Source organism: Buchnera aphidicola (Meitanaphis elongallis) (assembly GCA_039830015.1).
GTDB classification, from domain to species: Bacteria; Pseudomonadota; Gammaproteobacteria; order Enterobacterales; family Enterobacteriaceae; genus Buchnera_B; species Buchnera_B aphidicola_AU.
This window is the reverse complement of sequence record CP140033.1, coordinates 385,541-401,997: the sequence shown is the minus strand read 5'-3', so window position 1 is coordinate 401,997 and position 16,457 is coordinate 385,541. Positions and strand designations below refer to the sequence as shown.

The following is a 16,457-nucleotide window of genomic DNA, read 5'->3' as shown; positions in this document are numbered from 1 at the left end:
ATTATAAAATTTGTTTTGGTTTATTAATAAAAACGACATGGAGTATTATAAAATGTCTCTAAATAGTATTAAAAAACATGTGTTCATTTCTAAATTTGGTATTAATGAACGAGATAGTGGACGATCTGAAGTGCAAATTGCTTTATTAACAAATAGAATTAATTGTTTACAAAGACATTTTGTTGCACATAAAAAAGATCATTGCAGCAAACGTGGATTATTAAACATGGTATCGCATCGAAAAAAGTTATTAAATTATTTAAAAAATAAAAATATATTGCGTTATGCTAATATCATTGATCAATTGAAATTAAGACGTTAACTGTTAAGTAGAGGAATATATTATTTTAAATTTATAAAAAAATTCTAAAATTTTATATATTAAAAAAAGAAGGGCAATAGCCCTTTTAAAAGATTTTGGAATAAATATTTAAACTAGATTAGTTATCATTTATTAAGTTTAACAAATTTTATTTATTTTATCATTCTAATATTTTTATTTAAGAAAATAAAATATTGTAAAACATTAATATTTAATAGATATGTCAATTGTAATATTAAGGACATTATTTTGCTAAACCCTATTGTACATACATTTCAATATGGTCAACATACTGTTACATTAGAGACAGGTATAATGGCAAGACAAGCCACTGCAGCTGTAATGGCTAGTATGGACGATACTGTAGTATTTGTAACTGTTGTTGGTCAAAAAAAATTGTTATTAGGTCAAAAATTTTTTCCATTAACAGTAAACTATCAAGAAAGGACATATGCTGCGGGTCGTATACCCGGTGGATTTTTTCGTCGCGAAGGTAGACCAAATGAAAATGAGATATTAATTGCTCGTTTAATTGATCGCCCTATTCGTCCTTTATTTCCGAAGAGATTTTTTAATGAAATACAAATTGTTGCCACAGTGGTTTCGTTGAATCCTCAAGTCAATCCTGATATAGTTGCAATGATTGGTGCATCTGCGGCATTAAGCATATCTGGATTGCCATTTTCTGGCCCAATTGGAGCTGCTAGAGTTGGTTATATAGATAACAAGTACATATTAAATCCCAATATTGATCAAATTAAATCTAGTACTTTAGATCTAATAATTTCTGGAACAAGAAAATCAGTTTTAATGGTTGAAGCAGAAGCTAATATTTTGTCTGAAAGTAAAATTTTAGAAGCAATTACTTTTGGACATCAACAACAACAAATAGTTATTAAAAATATTTGTAGTTTAATCAAAAAAGTTGGTACACCTGTTTGGGAAAATTGTTTGTACCCTATAAATGAAAATTTAAAAACACGTATAATAGATCTTGCTAAAAATTACATAAATGATGCATACAATGTCTTTAATAAGACAGAAAGGTTAGAAATATTAAGTACAATTAAATCTAATGTAATATCTACTTTAATGAATGAGAACTTTGTTATAGATGAACTAGAAGTAGAATCAATATTTTATGATATTGAAAAAGATGTAGTTCGTACTCGTATTTTGAACAATGAATTGCGAATAGATGGTAGAAAAAAAGATATGATACGTGAACTAGACATTCGTACAGGAATATTACCTAGAGCACATGGATCTGCATTATTTACAAGAGGTGAAACACAATCTTTGGTATCAGTAACGTTAGGCACATCTCGTGATGCTCAAAACGTAGACGAATTATTAGGAGAAAAAACAGATAATTTTTTATTTCATTATAATTTTCCTCCTTATTCTGTAGGGGAAATAGGTATTGTGGGATCTCCTAAACGTCGTGAAATTGGTCATGGAAAATTAGCAAAACGTAGTATGTTAGCAGTTATGCCTGATCTAGATGTATTTCCTTATACGATACGTATCGTATCTGAAATTACTGAATCTAATGGTTCTTCTTCTATGGCTTCCGTTTGTGGAGCATCATTGGCTTTAATGGATGCTGGGGTCCCAATATCTATGGCTGTAGCTGGTATAGCCATGGGATTGGTGAAAGAGTCAGATAAATTTGTAATATTATCTGATATTTTAGGAGATGAAGATCATTTAGGAGACATGGATTTCAAGGTTTCTGGAAGTGAAGATGGTATTACTTCTCTTCAAATGGATATAAAAATTGAAGGTATTACTAGAAAAATAATAAAGTTAGCGTTGGATCAAGCTAAGAAGGCTCGAATACATATTTTAAGTATTATGAAGAAGTCTTTACGATTTCCTAAAAAAGATATTTCTGAATTTGCACCTAGAATTCATACCATTCAAATCAATCCTGAAAAGATAAAAGATGTGATAGGAAAAGGTGGTTCAGTTATTAGAATGCTAACTGAAGAAACAGGAACTACTATTGAAATTGAGGATAACGGAACTGTCAAAATTTCTGCTATGATACAAGAGAAAGCTAAAAATGCTATTAGAAGAATTCAAGAAATTACTGCTGAAATTAAAGTAGGTAAAATTTATAGTGGTAAAGTAACACGTATTGTGGATTTTGGTGCATTTGTATCTATTGGAATAGGAAAAGAAGGGTTGGTACATATTTCTCAAATTTCAAGTAAGCGAATTAATAAAGTAGCAGATTATCTTCATTTAGATCAAAAAGTATTTGTCAAAGTATTAGAAATAGATAGACAAGGCAGATTAAGATTAAGCATTAAAGAAAATAAAAATAATTTTATACGTGATCCTTCATGTATGTTGTAAATGATTTATATTATAAAAAATGCATAGTAGGAAATATTATATGTTTAATAATAACATTTAAACGTGTAAATCGAGCAATCATTTAGTAACATTATATAAATATTAATTATATTTTATTTAAGTAGTTTAAGAAAATAATATTATTTGTATATAAATTTTAGTTTTAAATTGGTCTAGATAGTATCTTAAATTATCTTTTTACAATAACTAATTTAAAAAATTATTATTAAAGATAAAATTTTTTAATTTATATCATCTTTAATATATATTTTAGTTTAAAATGTACATAAAAATTTAATAAGATTAAAATATCTTATTTTATATTTAATGGTTTATATTTAATGAAAATGTATGATATTAATATGCGTTTATTACGTAAGAAAAATAATTTTATTATTATTTTATAAAAATATGAACGTTTTGAAATTATCTATTTTAAACTGATTAACATTATTCTATGAAAAATAAAAATATTTTATTATAAATTATGTAAACTAGTTACTGCAAAATCTAAGAGGTATATGTATTTACATGACCCATACTTATAAAATAACGTTTTCTAGATTAGGTTTAAATTCATTGATCACAAGTGCATTAAATGATATGGGATATATAGATCCATCACCTATTCAAGTTGCATGTATTCCTCATCTTTTAGAAGGTAGAGACGTATTAGGCATGGCGCAAACGGGAAGTGGAAAAACTGCTGCTTTTGCACTGCCTTTGTTAAACAATGTTAAATCTAATTTAAAAGCGCCTCAAATTTTAGTTTTAACACCTACTCGTGAGTTAGCAATTCAAGTTGCTAAAGCTTTTTCTCATTTTTCAAAAAATTTAGTTGGAATAAATGTATTAGCTCTATATGGAGGGCAAAGATATGACGTACAATTAAAAATTTTACGTCAAGGACCTCAAATTGTTGTTGGTACTCCAGGGCGTTTACTGGATCATTTAAAGAGAGGAACACTTAATTTATCTAATTTATATAGTTTGGTATTAGATGAAGCTGATGAAATGTTGAGAATGGGATTTATAGAAGATGTAGAGACTATCATGACTCAAATTCCTGTGAAACATCAAACAGCTTTGTTTTCTGCTACTATGCCAGATGTTATTCGAAGAATTTCTAAAAGGTTTATGAAAAATCCAAAAGAGATTAAGATTCAGTCTAATACTATTACACGTCCTAACATTAAACAAAGTTTTTGGATGGTTTACGGTAAAAAAACTGATGCATTAGTCCGTTTTTTAGAGTCAGAAGATTTTTCTGCAACAATTATATTTGTTCGTACTAAAAACGCAACATTAGAAGTGTCTGAAGCTTTAGAACGTAATGGATATAATAGTGCTGCATTAAATGGAGATATGAACCAATCTCTTAGAGAACAAACATTAGAAAAATTAAAGGATGGAAGATTAGATATATTGATAGCCACAGATGTTGCAGCTCGAGGATTAGATGTTGATCGCATTAGTTTAGTAATTAATTATGATATTCCTATGGATGCAGAATCTTATGTTCATCGTATTGGTCGTACAGGTCGTGCAGGAAGAAAAGGAAAAGCATTGTTATTTGTTGAAAATAGAGAACGACGCTTATTGAGAAACATTGAGCGTATAATGAAATTAACTATGATAGAAGTAGAATTACCTAAAACTGAATTATTGAGTCAGAAACGATTAGAAAAATTTTCTAAAAAAGTTCAATTACAGTTAGAAAGTCAAGATTTAGATCAATATCGTAGTTTATTACCTAAATTGCAACCTTTAGGTAAACTAGATATAGAATTATTGGCAGCAGCATTGTTAAAAATGGCACAGGGAGAACGTTTACTTATTATAAAACCTGAAGTGGTGCGTGCTATTCGGCATACAAACACAAGATATGTTCATCAACGCGATAGTAATAATTTTCGATTTCGTCGCGATAGTCAAGAAAATAATAACATGGATTTATATCGTATTGAAGTAGGACGTAACGATGGAGTAGAAGTACGTCATATAGTTGGAGCTATTGCTAACGAAGGAGACATTAGTAGTAAAAACATTGGGAACATTAGATTATTCTCTACATATTCTACAATTGAATTACCGAAAGGATTATTTAAAAATTTATCTAGGTTATTTGTTAATACCAAAATACTTAATAAATTAATTAATATAAAACTATTATATAATATACCATTTAAAAATGGTTATCGATTGAAGAACCAGAAAAAAAATTATAATAACGCACGTTCAGACTTTAAACAAGTTATTGATCGAAGAAATATCACTAAAAATACTCATAAAGTAGAAAAAAATTTATCTTTTTATAGTCGTAAAAACACTTAATTTTTTAACAATTTCTTTGTTATACTTCTAATTATATTAGAACAATAAGTTAATTTTAATATATGTAAAATATTTAATCAATATTATATTTCAATATTAGAATTTTTCATGAATATGTATTATGAAGCAAAACTATTACTATATATTAAATGAGAACTATAGTGGATTAGATTATTAATGTTGAATGAAGTTTTCAATTTGACGATATTAATAATTTTAATATAAGGCAAAAGAACAAAAAAAAGTTCTTTGCCTTGTGAAATGATATCTATGAAAGTTATATTTTTTTGTAAGCAATAGTTTCAATTTCTATTAAAGCATTTTTAGGTAATTTGGATACTTCGACACAAGATCTAGTTGGAAAACAATTAGAATATTTTAAAAAAAATGTTTTATATATGTTGTTTATAGTATCTAAGTATTTCAAGCTAGTTATAAATAAAGTAGTTTTGATAATATCCTCAACATTTGAGTTAGCTTGTTCTAAAATATGTTTAATATTATTTAATATTTCTTTAGTTTGAATAACAATATCATTGTTTCTATCATTAATGTCTACAGAACTAGAAATCTGTCCAGATATGAAAATCAAGTTGTCTATTTTTATTGCTGTAGTATATGGACCAATAGGATTTGGCATTTTACTTGTATTAATTATAACTTTCATAATTTGTATTATTCCTATATATTAATGTAAATTCAGCATTTTTAGAAACGAATATATTTGTTAATACTTATATATAATTATTGACATTGATTTATTAAGATTATATTTTTTTGAAATTCCTTTTCGCAATATTTACATACTAAATAAATATTATTATTTTTTTTGAAAGTAAAGCTAGAAGAAATTTCTACGTCGTTACTAACACAATTGCTATTTGGACATATTAGTATTTTATCTATACGTCGAGGTACAGCGGGAAAAATCTTTCCTACTAATTTATAATCATTAATATGGTTTACTGTAGCGCATGGAGCATAAATAGATAATTGATTTATTTGATTATCTGTCAAGAATGTATTTTCTATTTTTATAAGATCTTTTTTTATTAATTTTTTTGAAGGTAGATTTAATCCTATAGTAATCCGTTGTTCTGTCTCTGTAAACCTAAATAATGTAAGTAGTTTAAATCCAATATGAGCTGGAATATGATCAATAACACTTCCACAATTAATTGCTTCTACCTTCAGCTTGTTAATTTGGTTCATATATATCTCTATTCAATACTAATGCTAATAATGCTTGACGTACATATACCCCATTTCTTGCCTGTTGAAAATACCAAGCATATGGTGTTGTGTCTATATCTTTAGATATTTCATTAATTCGAGGTAGTGGATGTAAAATTTTAAGGTTCTTTTTAGCATATTTTAAGTCAATCTTTTTTAAAACGCATTGTGCTTTTATATTTACATATTCAGTAGATTCAAGTCGTTCTTTTTGAATACGTGTCATATATAAGATATCTATTTTAGAAATAATTTCTTTAATGTTATTATATCTATTCCATGTTATTTTTTTTTCATATAACATACTATTAATATAGTTAGGCATAGCCAATGTATCTGGTGAAATAAAGAAAAAACGATTGTTTTTAAATTTTGATAAAGCTTGTGTTAAAGAATGTACTGTTCTTCCATATTTTAAATCTCCTACTATTCCTATATTTAAATTGTGTAACTTTTTTTGTGTTTCTTGAATGGTAAATAAATCTAATAAAGTTTGAGTTGGATGTTGATTAGCTCCATCTCCAGCATTTATAATGGGAATTTTATTAGAGAATTCGGATGCTAGACGTGCTGCACCTTCTTTAGGATGACGAATAATAATTAAATCGACGTAAGTACTGATAACTGAGATTGTATCCGATAAGCTTTCTCCTTTTTTTCCAAAAGAAATATTGTTTCCATCAGAAAAACCAATTTTTGATGCTCCTAATCTCAGTATAGCAGTTTCAAAAGATAATCGCGTACGAGTAGAAGCTTCAAAAAAACAAATAGCGATTATTTTATTTTTTAGTAACGTTAAATGATTTTTTTTTTAAATACATCGGAGACATTTAGAATTAGTTCTAGTTCTTGTTTGGTTAAGTCGTTAATAGATATAATGTTTTTAAGATGTAAAGATTGGTTCATTGTAGTTTATTTTGTTCCTTATCAAAAATAAATATGAAAATCATAATTGATACTATAATTTTGTCATAAATATAAAAAATATCTATTTTCCATTAAAAATCTTAATGATCAAATATAATTTTAAATTAATAATTTAAACAAAATATATTTCATATTTCAATATTTAAAAAGAAAAATTTTTGATGAGACTAGTAACCATGAGTGCTTTAATAATATGTAATCTATTTTCAGATTGTTCAAAAATTATGTTTGAATATAGTTCAAATATTTCATTTGTAATTTCTATTCCATTTTCTAAATTATTTTGTTGAATTATTTTGTTACCTACAATTGTATTATTGTCGTGAAAAGAAGGTAAGCAATGTAATACTTGTATATTTCTATTGTGTGTAAGACTCAACATATTAGAATTTACTTGATATTTTTTTAGTAATTTAATTCTACTATTCCATTCTTTTTGTGGATAACCCATAGACATCCAAACATCGGTATAGATAAAATCTACGTTTTTTACACCTTCTTTAATGTTTTCTGTACAAATTATATCTCCATTATTTTGTTTAGCTTGTGTTTTACATTTCATAAAGAACTCTGATTTTGGCCAAAATTGGATAGGTGCAACTAAACGTAGATTAAAACCTAAGATAGCTGCAGCTTCTAATAATGTAGCACTTATGTTATTTTTTGTATCGCCAACATAAGCACAACTAATATTAGATAATGATTTAGACGATAATGTTTCTTTCATAGTTAACAGATCTGCCAATATTTGTGTAGGATGAAATTTTTTTGTCAACCCGTTCCATATTGGTACATTAGCGTATTTTCCTAGTATTTCTATTGTTTTATGATTATGTCCACGATATTGAATGCCATTATACATACGACTTAATACTCTCGCAGTATCTTGTATAGATTCTTTATATCCTAAATGAGTATTTCCTGGTCCTAAATATGTAACGTTGGCTCCTTGATCAAATGCTGCAACTTCAAATGCACATCTAGTTCTAGTTGATTCTTGCTCAAATATTAATACAATTTTTTTATTTTTCAAATAACGTATCTCTTTATCATTTTTTTTTGAGTTTTTCAAAAATTTAGCTACTTTAATAATATATTTAATATCATCATTTCTAAAATCTGATAATTTAAGACAACTTTTATTATATAATGTATTCATCCATTTATTATCCTTAATAGATATTAATATTTATTTATATTTTAACAACAAGATATTTAGTTATAATGGTATCTAATTTTAATATTATAATTTTTATTTAATTACTTGTTATAAAAACAGTTAGAATTAGAAATAAATTAAAAATTACTTGAATTCTGGTTAAAAACAAATAACTTATATTTTCTTTCACAAAAGAAGTAAACTTATGCTATATAATTAGTAGTACAATAAATTATAAAGTTATAATATATTTTTATATCTTTAAATTTTATCATATTTGATATTTAAGTGAAATTAGAATTTAAATAAAATAAACAAATTAAAATATTGATATATACTTAAATATTTTTTCTAAATTATATTTTTAGTAGATAAATTAATTTACTTTTTATAGATATTTATAAAGGAATTAAATTTTTAGTATCATGTTTATTATATATTGATATATAATAATTTTTCTTATTCTGAATTTTGAAGCGTTACATTTATAGAATTAATGTACTAAATATCTAAAATGAATATATTTTTGGAAAGAACATGAAATACAATATAGAACATAATAGTTTAAATAAAAAGAATTCTGATTGTTTAGTTTTTGGATTTTTCGAAGATCATAACATTTGCAGATCAATTAAACGTTTGGATAAATTTTCTAATGGTTATATTAGTAATTTGATTAAAACCAAGGAAATAGAAGGGAAAATTGGTCAATCTTTATTATTGTATGATGTTTCTAATATCTCTTCAAAAAGAATCGTATTAATTGGATGTGGCAAAAAATGTTCTTTTAATATAGACACTTATAAAAAGGTTTTCAAAACGAGTTTAAATATTATTCAAGAATTACCAATTTCTCAAATTAATTATTTTTTTTCTGAACTTGATATTAAAGAACTAAACATATATTGGAAAATTAGATTTGCCATTGAAACTATTCAAAATCAATTATATAATTTTGATAAATTTAAAACTATAAAATCAAGATTGTTTACTTTACTAAATAGTATTATTTTTCACGTACCATTGTATGATGACATATTATATGGTAGAACTGCTATTAAACATGGATTAGCGATTTCTAAAGGAATAAAATGTGCTAAAGATCTTTCAAATACTCCTCCTAATATTTGTAATCCTTCTTATTTATCTCTTAGAGCTCAGCAGTTATCTTTAAAACATCCCGATGTTATGTGTACAAGTATAATTGATTCCAACAAGATGAAAAGTTTAGGAATGAACGCATATTTGTCTGTTGGAAGAGGATCCAAAAATAAAGCACTTATGTCTATAATTGAATATAAAGGACATAAAGATCATGATTTTAAAAATATTGTATTTATAGGGAAAGGTGTTACTTTCGATTCTGGTGGTATTTCTATTAAGCCATCTACATGTATGGATGAAATGAAATATGATATGTCTGGTGCGGCGGTAGTTCTTGGATTAATGGTTTTTATTTCCGAATTAAAATTGCCTTTAAATATTGTAGGAATATTAGCAGGATGTGAAAATATGCTTAGTGAAAGATCTTTTCGTCCTGGTGATATATTAACAACTATGTCTGGGACAACAGTAGAAGTGTTAAATACAGACGCCGAAGGTAGGTTAGTAATTTGTGATGTATTAACTTATATTAAAGTATTTAAACCTGATATAGTAATTGACATAGCTACTTTAACAGGAGCTTGTGTAGTTGCATTAGGCAATGATGTAACTGGTTTAATGTCTAATAATGCTACGCTAGCAAAAGATATAGAAAATGCTGGTTATCAAACTGATGATAAGGTATGGCAATTACCTTTATTTAAAGAATATTATAATAGTTTGAAATCAAATGTAGCTGATATTAACAATACTGGAGGAAGGAATGCTGGCGCTATTACAGCTGCTTGTTTCTTATCTAAATTTGCTAAAGAATATAAATGGGCTCATTTAGATATTGCTGGTACTGCATGGATTTCTGGCAAAAAAAAACAATCTACGGGTCGTCCTATATCATTACTTTCTCAATTCCTTTTAAATAAATTAAAAAATTCACTATAAATGTATGAATATGTATAGTGTTTTATTACATCTTTGAATTATTATTTAATGTGACATCACCACGTTTTCTACTAAGAATTGAACAAAATGAAAAAATTTTTTAATCCCACTGAAATTGAAAAAAGTTTATATGAGTTTTGGGAGAAAAATGGATATTTTCGACCTAGTTTAGATGGTAGTCAATCTAATTACTGTATTATACTTCCACCACCAAACATCACTGGGAATCTACACATAGGGCATGCATTTCAATATACAATTATGGATATTTTGATACGATATCATCGTATGCAAGGAAAAAATACTTTTTGGCAAGTAGGAACTGATCATGCTGGTATTGCTACTCAAATTGTTCTTGAAAAAAAGATATTTTCGGAAGAAAATAAAACTGTTCAAGAATATGGAAAGAAAAATTTTATAAAAAGAGCATGGAAGTGGAAAGAAGAATCTATAAAAACAATTACTAGTCAAATGCGTCAATTAGGTATTTCTGTAGATTGGACAAATGAAAAGTTTACTTTAGATTCAGAAATATCTATGGCAGTAAAAAAAGCATTTATAATTTTATATAATCAAAAATTAATATACAAAAGAAAAAAAATAGTTAATTGGGATCCCATATTAAAGACGGTAGTTTCTGATTTAGAAGTAAAAAATCGTACTTTTGTAGGAAAAATGTGGTATATAAAATATACTTTAATATGTGATAATACTAGTTCTATAAACGATAAACATAGCAAGCATTTAATTGTTGCTACTACTAAACCTGAAACGTTGTTTGGAGATACAGCAGTAGCAGTACATCCAAAAGATATAAGGTATAAACAATTAATAGGAAAAAAAGTGTTAGTTCCACTAATTAATAGAATTGTTCCTATTATTGGAGATAATTTTGTTCAAATGGATAAAGGTACTGGTTGCGTCAAAGTTACTCCTGCTCATGACTTTAATGATTTTGAAGTAGGATTACGTCATAATTTGCCAATGATTAATATTTTTACTCTTGACGGAAACATTTCTCATATTGCACAAGAATATAATGTAGATGGTCAACCTTCTTTTGTCTATAATGAAAAGATTCCTTCTAGATTTCATAATATAAATAAATTATTAGCAAGAAAAAAAATTATTGATGAATTAGTTATACTAAAAAAGTTAGATAAAGTTTTAATACAAGATGTAACAGTTCTATATGGAGATAGAAATAATTCTATTATTGAACCATTGTTAACTGATCAATGGTATTTAAACGTTTCTTTTTTAGCAAAAAAAGCATTACAAGCTGTAAAAAATGGAGATATTAAATTTGTACCTAAAAAATATGAAAATATTTATTTCTCTTGGATGAACAATATAAAAGATTGGTGTATTTCAAGACAACTATGGTGGGGGCATCAAGTTCCTGTTTGGTATGATGAAAAAAGAAATATATATGTTGGACATAATGAAAAAGATGTGAGAAAAACATATAAGTTACCTAATAATACAAAATTAATACAAGACAATGATGTATTAGATACATGGTTTTCTTCTAGTTTATGGATATTTTCGTCTTTAGGATGGCCTAATGATGCTAATTTTTTAAAAATGTTTTATCCTACTAATGTAATTATAAGCGGTTTTGATATAATCTTTTTTTGGATTGCTCGTATGATAATGCTGAGCATGCATCTTATTAAAAATGATGATGATCAACTGCGAGTACCTTTTAAAACAGTTTATGTTACTGGTCTAATTTGTGATGAACACGGAAAAAAAATGTCAAAATCACAAGGTAATGTAATTGATCCATTAGATATGATTAACGGAATTACATTAGAAGAACTAATTCAAAAAAGAACGAAAAATATGTTGCAATCTGGATTGAAAAGTAAGATTTACAAGCAGACTATAAACGCGTTTCCTAATGGAATTATTGCGTCAGGCACTGACGCATTAAGATTTACATGTGCAATATTAGCTAGTCCAACAAGATATATTCACTGGAATGTCAATCGACTTCAGGGATATCGTAATTTTTGTAATAAGTTGTGGAATGCTAGTCGATTTGTGTTATTAAATATTAGTGATGAAGTGATAGAAAATAATGAAAAAAAGGTACTATCAATAGCTGATCAATGGATATTGTTACAATTTAATATTACAGTAAAAAAATATAGATGTGCCTTAGATACGTATCGATTTGATATAGCTTCAAACATATTATATGAATTTGTTTGGAATAAATTTTGTGATTTTTATATAGAATTAGTAAAACCTTTTATTTTATCTTGTTCATATTTAGAATCAATTGGAACTAAATATACTTTATTGCACATCTTAGAATCCATATTGCGTTTAGCACATCCAATTATTCCATTTATAACTGAAGAAATTTGGCAAAAACTTCAAGTTTTTTTAAGAATTAAAAATGTTAGTACAATTATGTTATGTTTGTTCCCGAAATATGATATAAATTTAAAAAATGATATTGTTATGGAAGATATGAAATGGATTAGATCTATTAAGTTAATTGTGTGTCAACATCGTGTTAAAATGAAGTTATCTTACAAGATGTTAATATCTATATATTTTCGTAATATTGATTTAAAAACATATGAACTAATAAAAAAATATAAAGAGTATCTTAAGAAGATTTTATATTTAAAAGACATATGTGTATTATCTAATAAGCAGGAAAATAAATTTTCTTTTTTATCATATGCAATTATTGGAGTAGAATTATTAATTCCTATATTAGGATGTATGTCAAAGGAAATAGAGCTTAAAAGAATAAAAAATGAAATACTAAAAATTGAATTAGAAATAAATAAGTTAAATTTGAAATTACTAAACAAAAATTTCGTAACGCACGCTCCATTAGAAATAGTTAAAAACGTAAAAGAACGTTTACATCAGTACCAAGTAACACAAGAACAATTACTTTTGAAAAAAGAAGAACTATTATGATATTTTGATATTAAACTTTACATTTTTATGTATATATAGTTCATTATTTATTTCTAAACATTGATACTATGTAAATTTTGGAGAAAGTTTATATTATGATTATGCTACATAATTTAATGATTAATAAGGAACTAAAGGATAGAATGTTAGCAGATAATACCCCCCGCATTACAGTTTCTTTTTACAAATATTTTGTTATTAATGATATTCAAAAATTTAGAAATGATTGGTACTCATATTTTAAAAATTTAAATGTATTTGGAAGAATATATGTAGCTAAAGAAGGTATCAATGCACAAATCAGTATTCCAAATAATGTGTATAGTGATGTCAAAAAGTTTATTTATACTTATTCTAATGTTTTAAAAAAGATACATGTTAATCGATCGTTGGATACTAGAAAATCTTTCTGGATGTTATGTATAAAAATTAAAGAAACAATTCTAGCTGATCATTTATGTGAAAAATCTTATAATTTAAATTATACTGGAAAATATTTAAATGCTATTCAAGTTAATAAAATGATAAATAAAAAGGACGTAACATTTTTAGATATAAGAAATCATTATGAATATAAAATTGGTCGTTTTAAAAATGCGATAAATGTTCCAGTTAATACTTTCAGAATACAATTACAAGAAATTATTAGTTTCCTAAAAGATAAAAAAAATAAGAAAATAGTAATTTATTGTACTGGAGGTATTCGATGTGAAAAAGCATCATCTTGGATGATATACAATGGATTTAAATATATATATCAAGTAAAAGGAGGAATTATTGGATATGTAAATAATGCTAAGAGACATCATTTACCCATTCAATTTCTAGGAAAGAACTTTGTTTTTGACGCACGAATGAGTGAAATAGTATCGAATGATATTTTATCAACATGTTCTCAATGTAATTGCGCTTGTGATACTTATAAAAATTGTTATAATCATTCCTGTCATAAATTGTTTATTCAATGTATTAAATGCTCTAAAAAGTTTAAAGATTGTTGTTCTCAGAATTGTATATCCATACGTTATTTTAAATAACAATGAAATAAAATACATTACTTAATATTGAATATTATTTCTAATGCAAATCGTAAAAACTATTATATAAAACTATATGTTATTTGTTACCATTTATTAAGTATTTTTAAGTAATTCTAAATATTCCCATCTTAAAAATTGTTTTTCTAGATTTTTTTCTTCATTTTTTAATTTATATAATATTTCTTTTTTATTATCTGATAATGTATGAAAAAAATTTAAAGAATTTATTTCATGTTGCAATATTTTTATGTAGTTTTCTATTTTTTCTATTTTTTTTGGTATGTTTTTTAGTTCTTTTTGTAAATTATATTGAAATATCTTAGATGATAATTTTTTATCAGTAGAAAAATTTTTTTTATGTTGTTTTAAGTACGTATTGATTTGAAAAGGTTGTTCAATATTTTTTAGTTCTTCTATTTTTGAAAAAGTGAGGTATTTGTTGATATGTCCAATATTATTAAAATGCCAATATTTATTAGCTATGTTTTGTATGAATGTTTTATCATGGCTAACTAGTAATATTATTCCTTTATATTTTTTTAATGCAATTTCTAATTTTATTAGTGAATCTGAATCTAAATCATTAGTTGGTTCGTCTAATATTAAGACATTGTTCTTCTGTAAAAACAATTTAGCTAGTAGTAATTTATTTATTTCTCCTCCTGATAATACTTTAGCTTGTAGTTTTATTTTTTCTTTTGGAAATAAAAAGTTTTCTAAGTATCTCAGTTTATGATATTTTTTATCATTAATAGAAATTTCTTCTTTCCCACAAGATAAATTATTGAGTACAGTTTCTTCTAAATTAATGTTCGTTCTTTTTTGATCAAAATATGCTGTTTTAATGTTAGTGTTAGAATAAATAGTTCCACTGCTTGGTTGTAGTTCTCCTAATATTAATTTTAAAAGTACACTTTTTCCACATCCATTTATTCCGACTAATGCAATTTTTTCGCCCTTTTTTATAGTGTCAGAAAAATTGTTAATTATAATAGTCTTGTTTAAATAAAAATGTATATTTTTTAATTTAAAGAAAATGTTTCCTGGATAGTTGTCTTCATTAATTAAAATTTCTGTATCTCTTATAACTTTTTGTTCAGAATTTTTCATATTTATCATATTTTTTAATTGTTGCATGCGACTTTCACTTTTAGTAGAGCGTGCTTTTACTCCGCTGTTAGCCCACAATATTTCTTTTTCTATTTTTTTATTAAATTTTATTTTGTTTGTTTCAATTATATTTTTATCATTATATTGATTTTTTAAAAAAGAATTGTAATTTCCTACCCATGAGATTAAATTTCCAGAATTTAAATGAATAATTTTAGTAGAAACATTATTTATGAAAGATCGATTATGAGATACAAATAATACACTTATAAAATTTTTTGTTAAGAACTTTTCTAACCAATTAATTGTTATAACATCTAAATGATTTGTGGGTTCATCTAATATAATTAAATCAGGTTCACTTATTAATATTGTTCCTAATTCTACTTTTCTTAACCATCCTCCAGAAAGAGAAGATAACATAGAATTATTATTTAAATTAAATCTTTCTATTATATCATCAATTTTTTCTTTCTTTTTCCATAACTTTTTATTAGTGAATATTTCTTTTAATTGAACTAACTTGCTTGAATGGTTTAAAGACATGTCTAATTTTTCTTTATTTAAAATATAAAAATAATTTTTTAAATGTTTGGAATCATCATCGATTCCTTCGTATACGAATTCAAAAATAGATTTAGTATGATCATGAATTATGTTTTGCTCTAAATATTTTATTTTTATATTTTTTTTGTGTATAACGAAACCACGATCTAATAGTTCTTTTTTTGCAATGATATTAAGAAAAGTAGATTTTCCTGTTCCATTTTTTCCTACTAAACAAATTCTTTCTTTTTTATTAATTTTAAAATTTACGTTATTTAGTAATTTTTCTTGATTAAGAGAAAAACTTGCATTTTGTATTTGTACTAATGACATAATTATTCTCATTTAGATTGATTTATATAATAGTATGTGATTCTTACAACAATTATATGAATTTAAATAATTTTTTTTCAAATTAAACTTAGTATAT

General features: G+C 25.3%; 10 protein-coding genes and 1 pseudogene. 6 read left to right on the top strand and 5 right to left on the bottom strand.

Annotated features, from left to right (window positions below; translation table 11 throughout):
* Positions 1 to 52: 52 nt before the first annotated feature.
* The 3 genes from rpsO (at position 53) to U0T58_01725 (ending at position 5,020) form a co-directional block, all read left to right on the top strand.
* Positions 53 to 322, top strand: coding sequence for a 30S ribosomal protein S15 (gene rpsO, locus U0T58_01735; protein ID XBC42124.1), 270 nt, complete (start codon positions 53 to 55; stop codon positions 320 to 322).
* A 249-nt stretch (positions 323 to 571) separates the two neighbouring features.
* A complete protein-coding gene (gene pnp, locus U0T58_01730; GenBank protein XBC42123.1) occupies positions 572 to 2,686 on the top strand; it encodes a polyribonucleotide nucleotidyltransferase in 2,115 nt (704 codons plus the stop codon).
* Positions 2,687 to 3,217: 531 nt separating this feature from the next.
* On the top strand, positions 3,218 to 5,020 hold the full coding sequence (locus tag U0T58_01725) for a DEAD/DEAH box helicase (GenBank protein XBC42122.1): 1,803 nt from the start codon (positions 3,218 to 3,220) through the stop codon (positions 5,018 to 5,020).
* 277 nt (positions 5,021 to 5,297) lie between these two features.
* Here the strand turns inward: U0T58_01725 and U0T58_01720 are convergent, their stop codons facing one another.
* The 4 genes and pseudogenes from U0T58_01720 to argF all read right to left on the bottom strand — a co-directional run bounded on the left by U0T58_01720 (position 5,298) and on the right by argF (position 8,339).
* On the bottom strand, positions 5,298 to 5,687 hold the full coding sequence (locus U0T58_01720; GenBank protein XBC42121.1) for a Rid family detoxifying hydrolase: 390 nt from the start codon (positions 5,685 to 5,687) through the stop codon (positions 5,298 to 5,300).
* 77 nt (positions 5,688 to 5,764) lie between these two features.
* Positions 5,765 to 6,232: an aspartate carbamoyltransferase regulatory subunit gene (gene pyrI, locus U0T58_01715; protein XBC42120.1), complete on the bottom strand. Its 468-nt coding sequence runs from the start codon at positions 6,230 to 6,232 to the stop codon at positions 5,765 to 5,767.
* A pseudogene (pyrB, locus tag U0T58_01710) lies at positions 6,219 to 7,159 on the bottom strand (aspartate carbamoyltransferase). The gene pyrI and the pseudogene pyrB overlap by 14 nt, the downstream one beginning before the upstream one ends.
* Positions 7,160 to 7,322: 163 nt before the next feature.
* Positions 7,323 to 8,339, bottom strand: a complete 1,017-nt coding sequence (gene argF / locus U0T58_01705; GenBank protein ID XBC42119.1) for an ornithine carbamoyltransferase — start codon at positions 8,337 to 8,339, stop codon at positions 7,323 to 7,325.
* A 537-nt stretch (positions 8,340 to 8,876) separates the two neighbouring features.
* Between argF and U0T58_01700 the strand changes: the two genes are divergently transcribed.
* The 3 genes from U0T58_01700 to U0T58_01690 all read left to right on the top strand — a co-directional run bounded on the left by U0T58_01700 (position 8,877) and on the right by U0T58_01690 (position 14,368).
* On the top strand, positions 8,877 to 10,382 hold the full coding sequence (locus U0T58_01700; protein ID XBC42118.1) for a leucyl aminopeptidase: 1,506 nt from the start codon (positions 8,877 to 8,879) through the stop codon (positions 10,380 to 10,382).
* A gap of 87 nt (positions 10,383 to 10,469) precedes the next feature.
* Positions 10,470 to 13,331, top strand: coding sequence for a valine--tRNA ligase (locus U0T58_01695; protein XBC42117.1), 2,862 nt, complete (start codon positions 10,470 to 10,472; stop codon positions 13,329 to 13,331).
* Between the two features lie 95 nt (positions 13,332 to 13,426).
* Positions 13,427 to 14,368 (top strand): rhodanese-related sulfurtransferase, encoded by a 942-nt coding sequence (locus U0T58_01690; protein ID XBC42116.1) that lies wholly within the window; start codon positions 13,427 to 13,429, stop codon positions 14,366 to 14,368.
* Positions 14,369 to 14,464: 96 nt separating this feature from the next.
* Here the strand turns inward: U0T58_01690 and U0T58_01685 are convergent, their stop codons facing one another.
* Complete coding sequence (locus tag U0T58_01685; protein XBC42115.1) at positions 14,465 to 16,360, bottom strand: ATP-binding cassette domain-containing protein; 1,896 nt, start codon at positions 16,358 to 16,360, stop codon at positions 14,465 to 14,467.
* Between the last annotated feature and the right edge of the window lie 97 nt (positions 16,361 to 16,457).

What these genes read in the sequence shown, in the direction of transcription:
- argF (XBC42119.1), bottom strand. Translation starts at nt 8,339, where the DNA reads ATGAATACATTATATAATAAAAGTTGTCTTAAATTATCAGATTTTAGA.
- pyrI (XBC42120.1), bottom strand. Translation starts at nt 6,232, where the DNA reads ATGAACCAAATTAACAAGCTGAAGGTAGAAGCAATTAATTGTGGAAGT.
- U0T58_01700 (XBC42118.1), top strand. Translation starts at nt 8,877, where the DNA reads ATGAAATACAATATAGAACATAATAGTTTAAATAAAAAGAATTCTGAT.
- U0T58_01725 (XBC42122.1), top strand. Translation starts at nt 3,218, where the DNA reads ATGACCCATACTTATAAAATAACGTTTTCTAGATTAGGTTTAAATTCA.
- U0T58_01690 (XBC42116.1), top strand. Translation starts at nt 13,427, where the DNA reads ATGATTATGCTACATAATTTAATGATTAATAAGGAACTAAAGGATAGA.
- U0T58_01695 (XBC42117.1), top strand. Translation starts at nt 10,470, where the DNA reads ATGAAAAAATTTTTTAATCCCACTGAAATTGAAAAAAGTTTATATGAG.
- U0T58_01685 (XBC42115.1), bottom strand. Translation starts at nt 16,360, where the DNA reads ATGTCATTAGTACAAATACAAAATGCAAGTTTTTCTCTTAATCAAGAA.
- U0T58_01720 (XBC42121.1), bottom strand. Translation starts at nt 5,687, where the DNA reads ATGAAAGTTATAATTAATACAAGTAAAATGCCAAATCCTATTGGTCCA.
- rpsO (XBC42124.1), top strand. Translation starts at nt 53, where the DNA reads ATGTCTCTAAATAGTATTAAAAAACATGTGTTCATTTCTAAATTTGGT.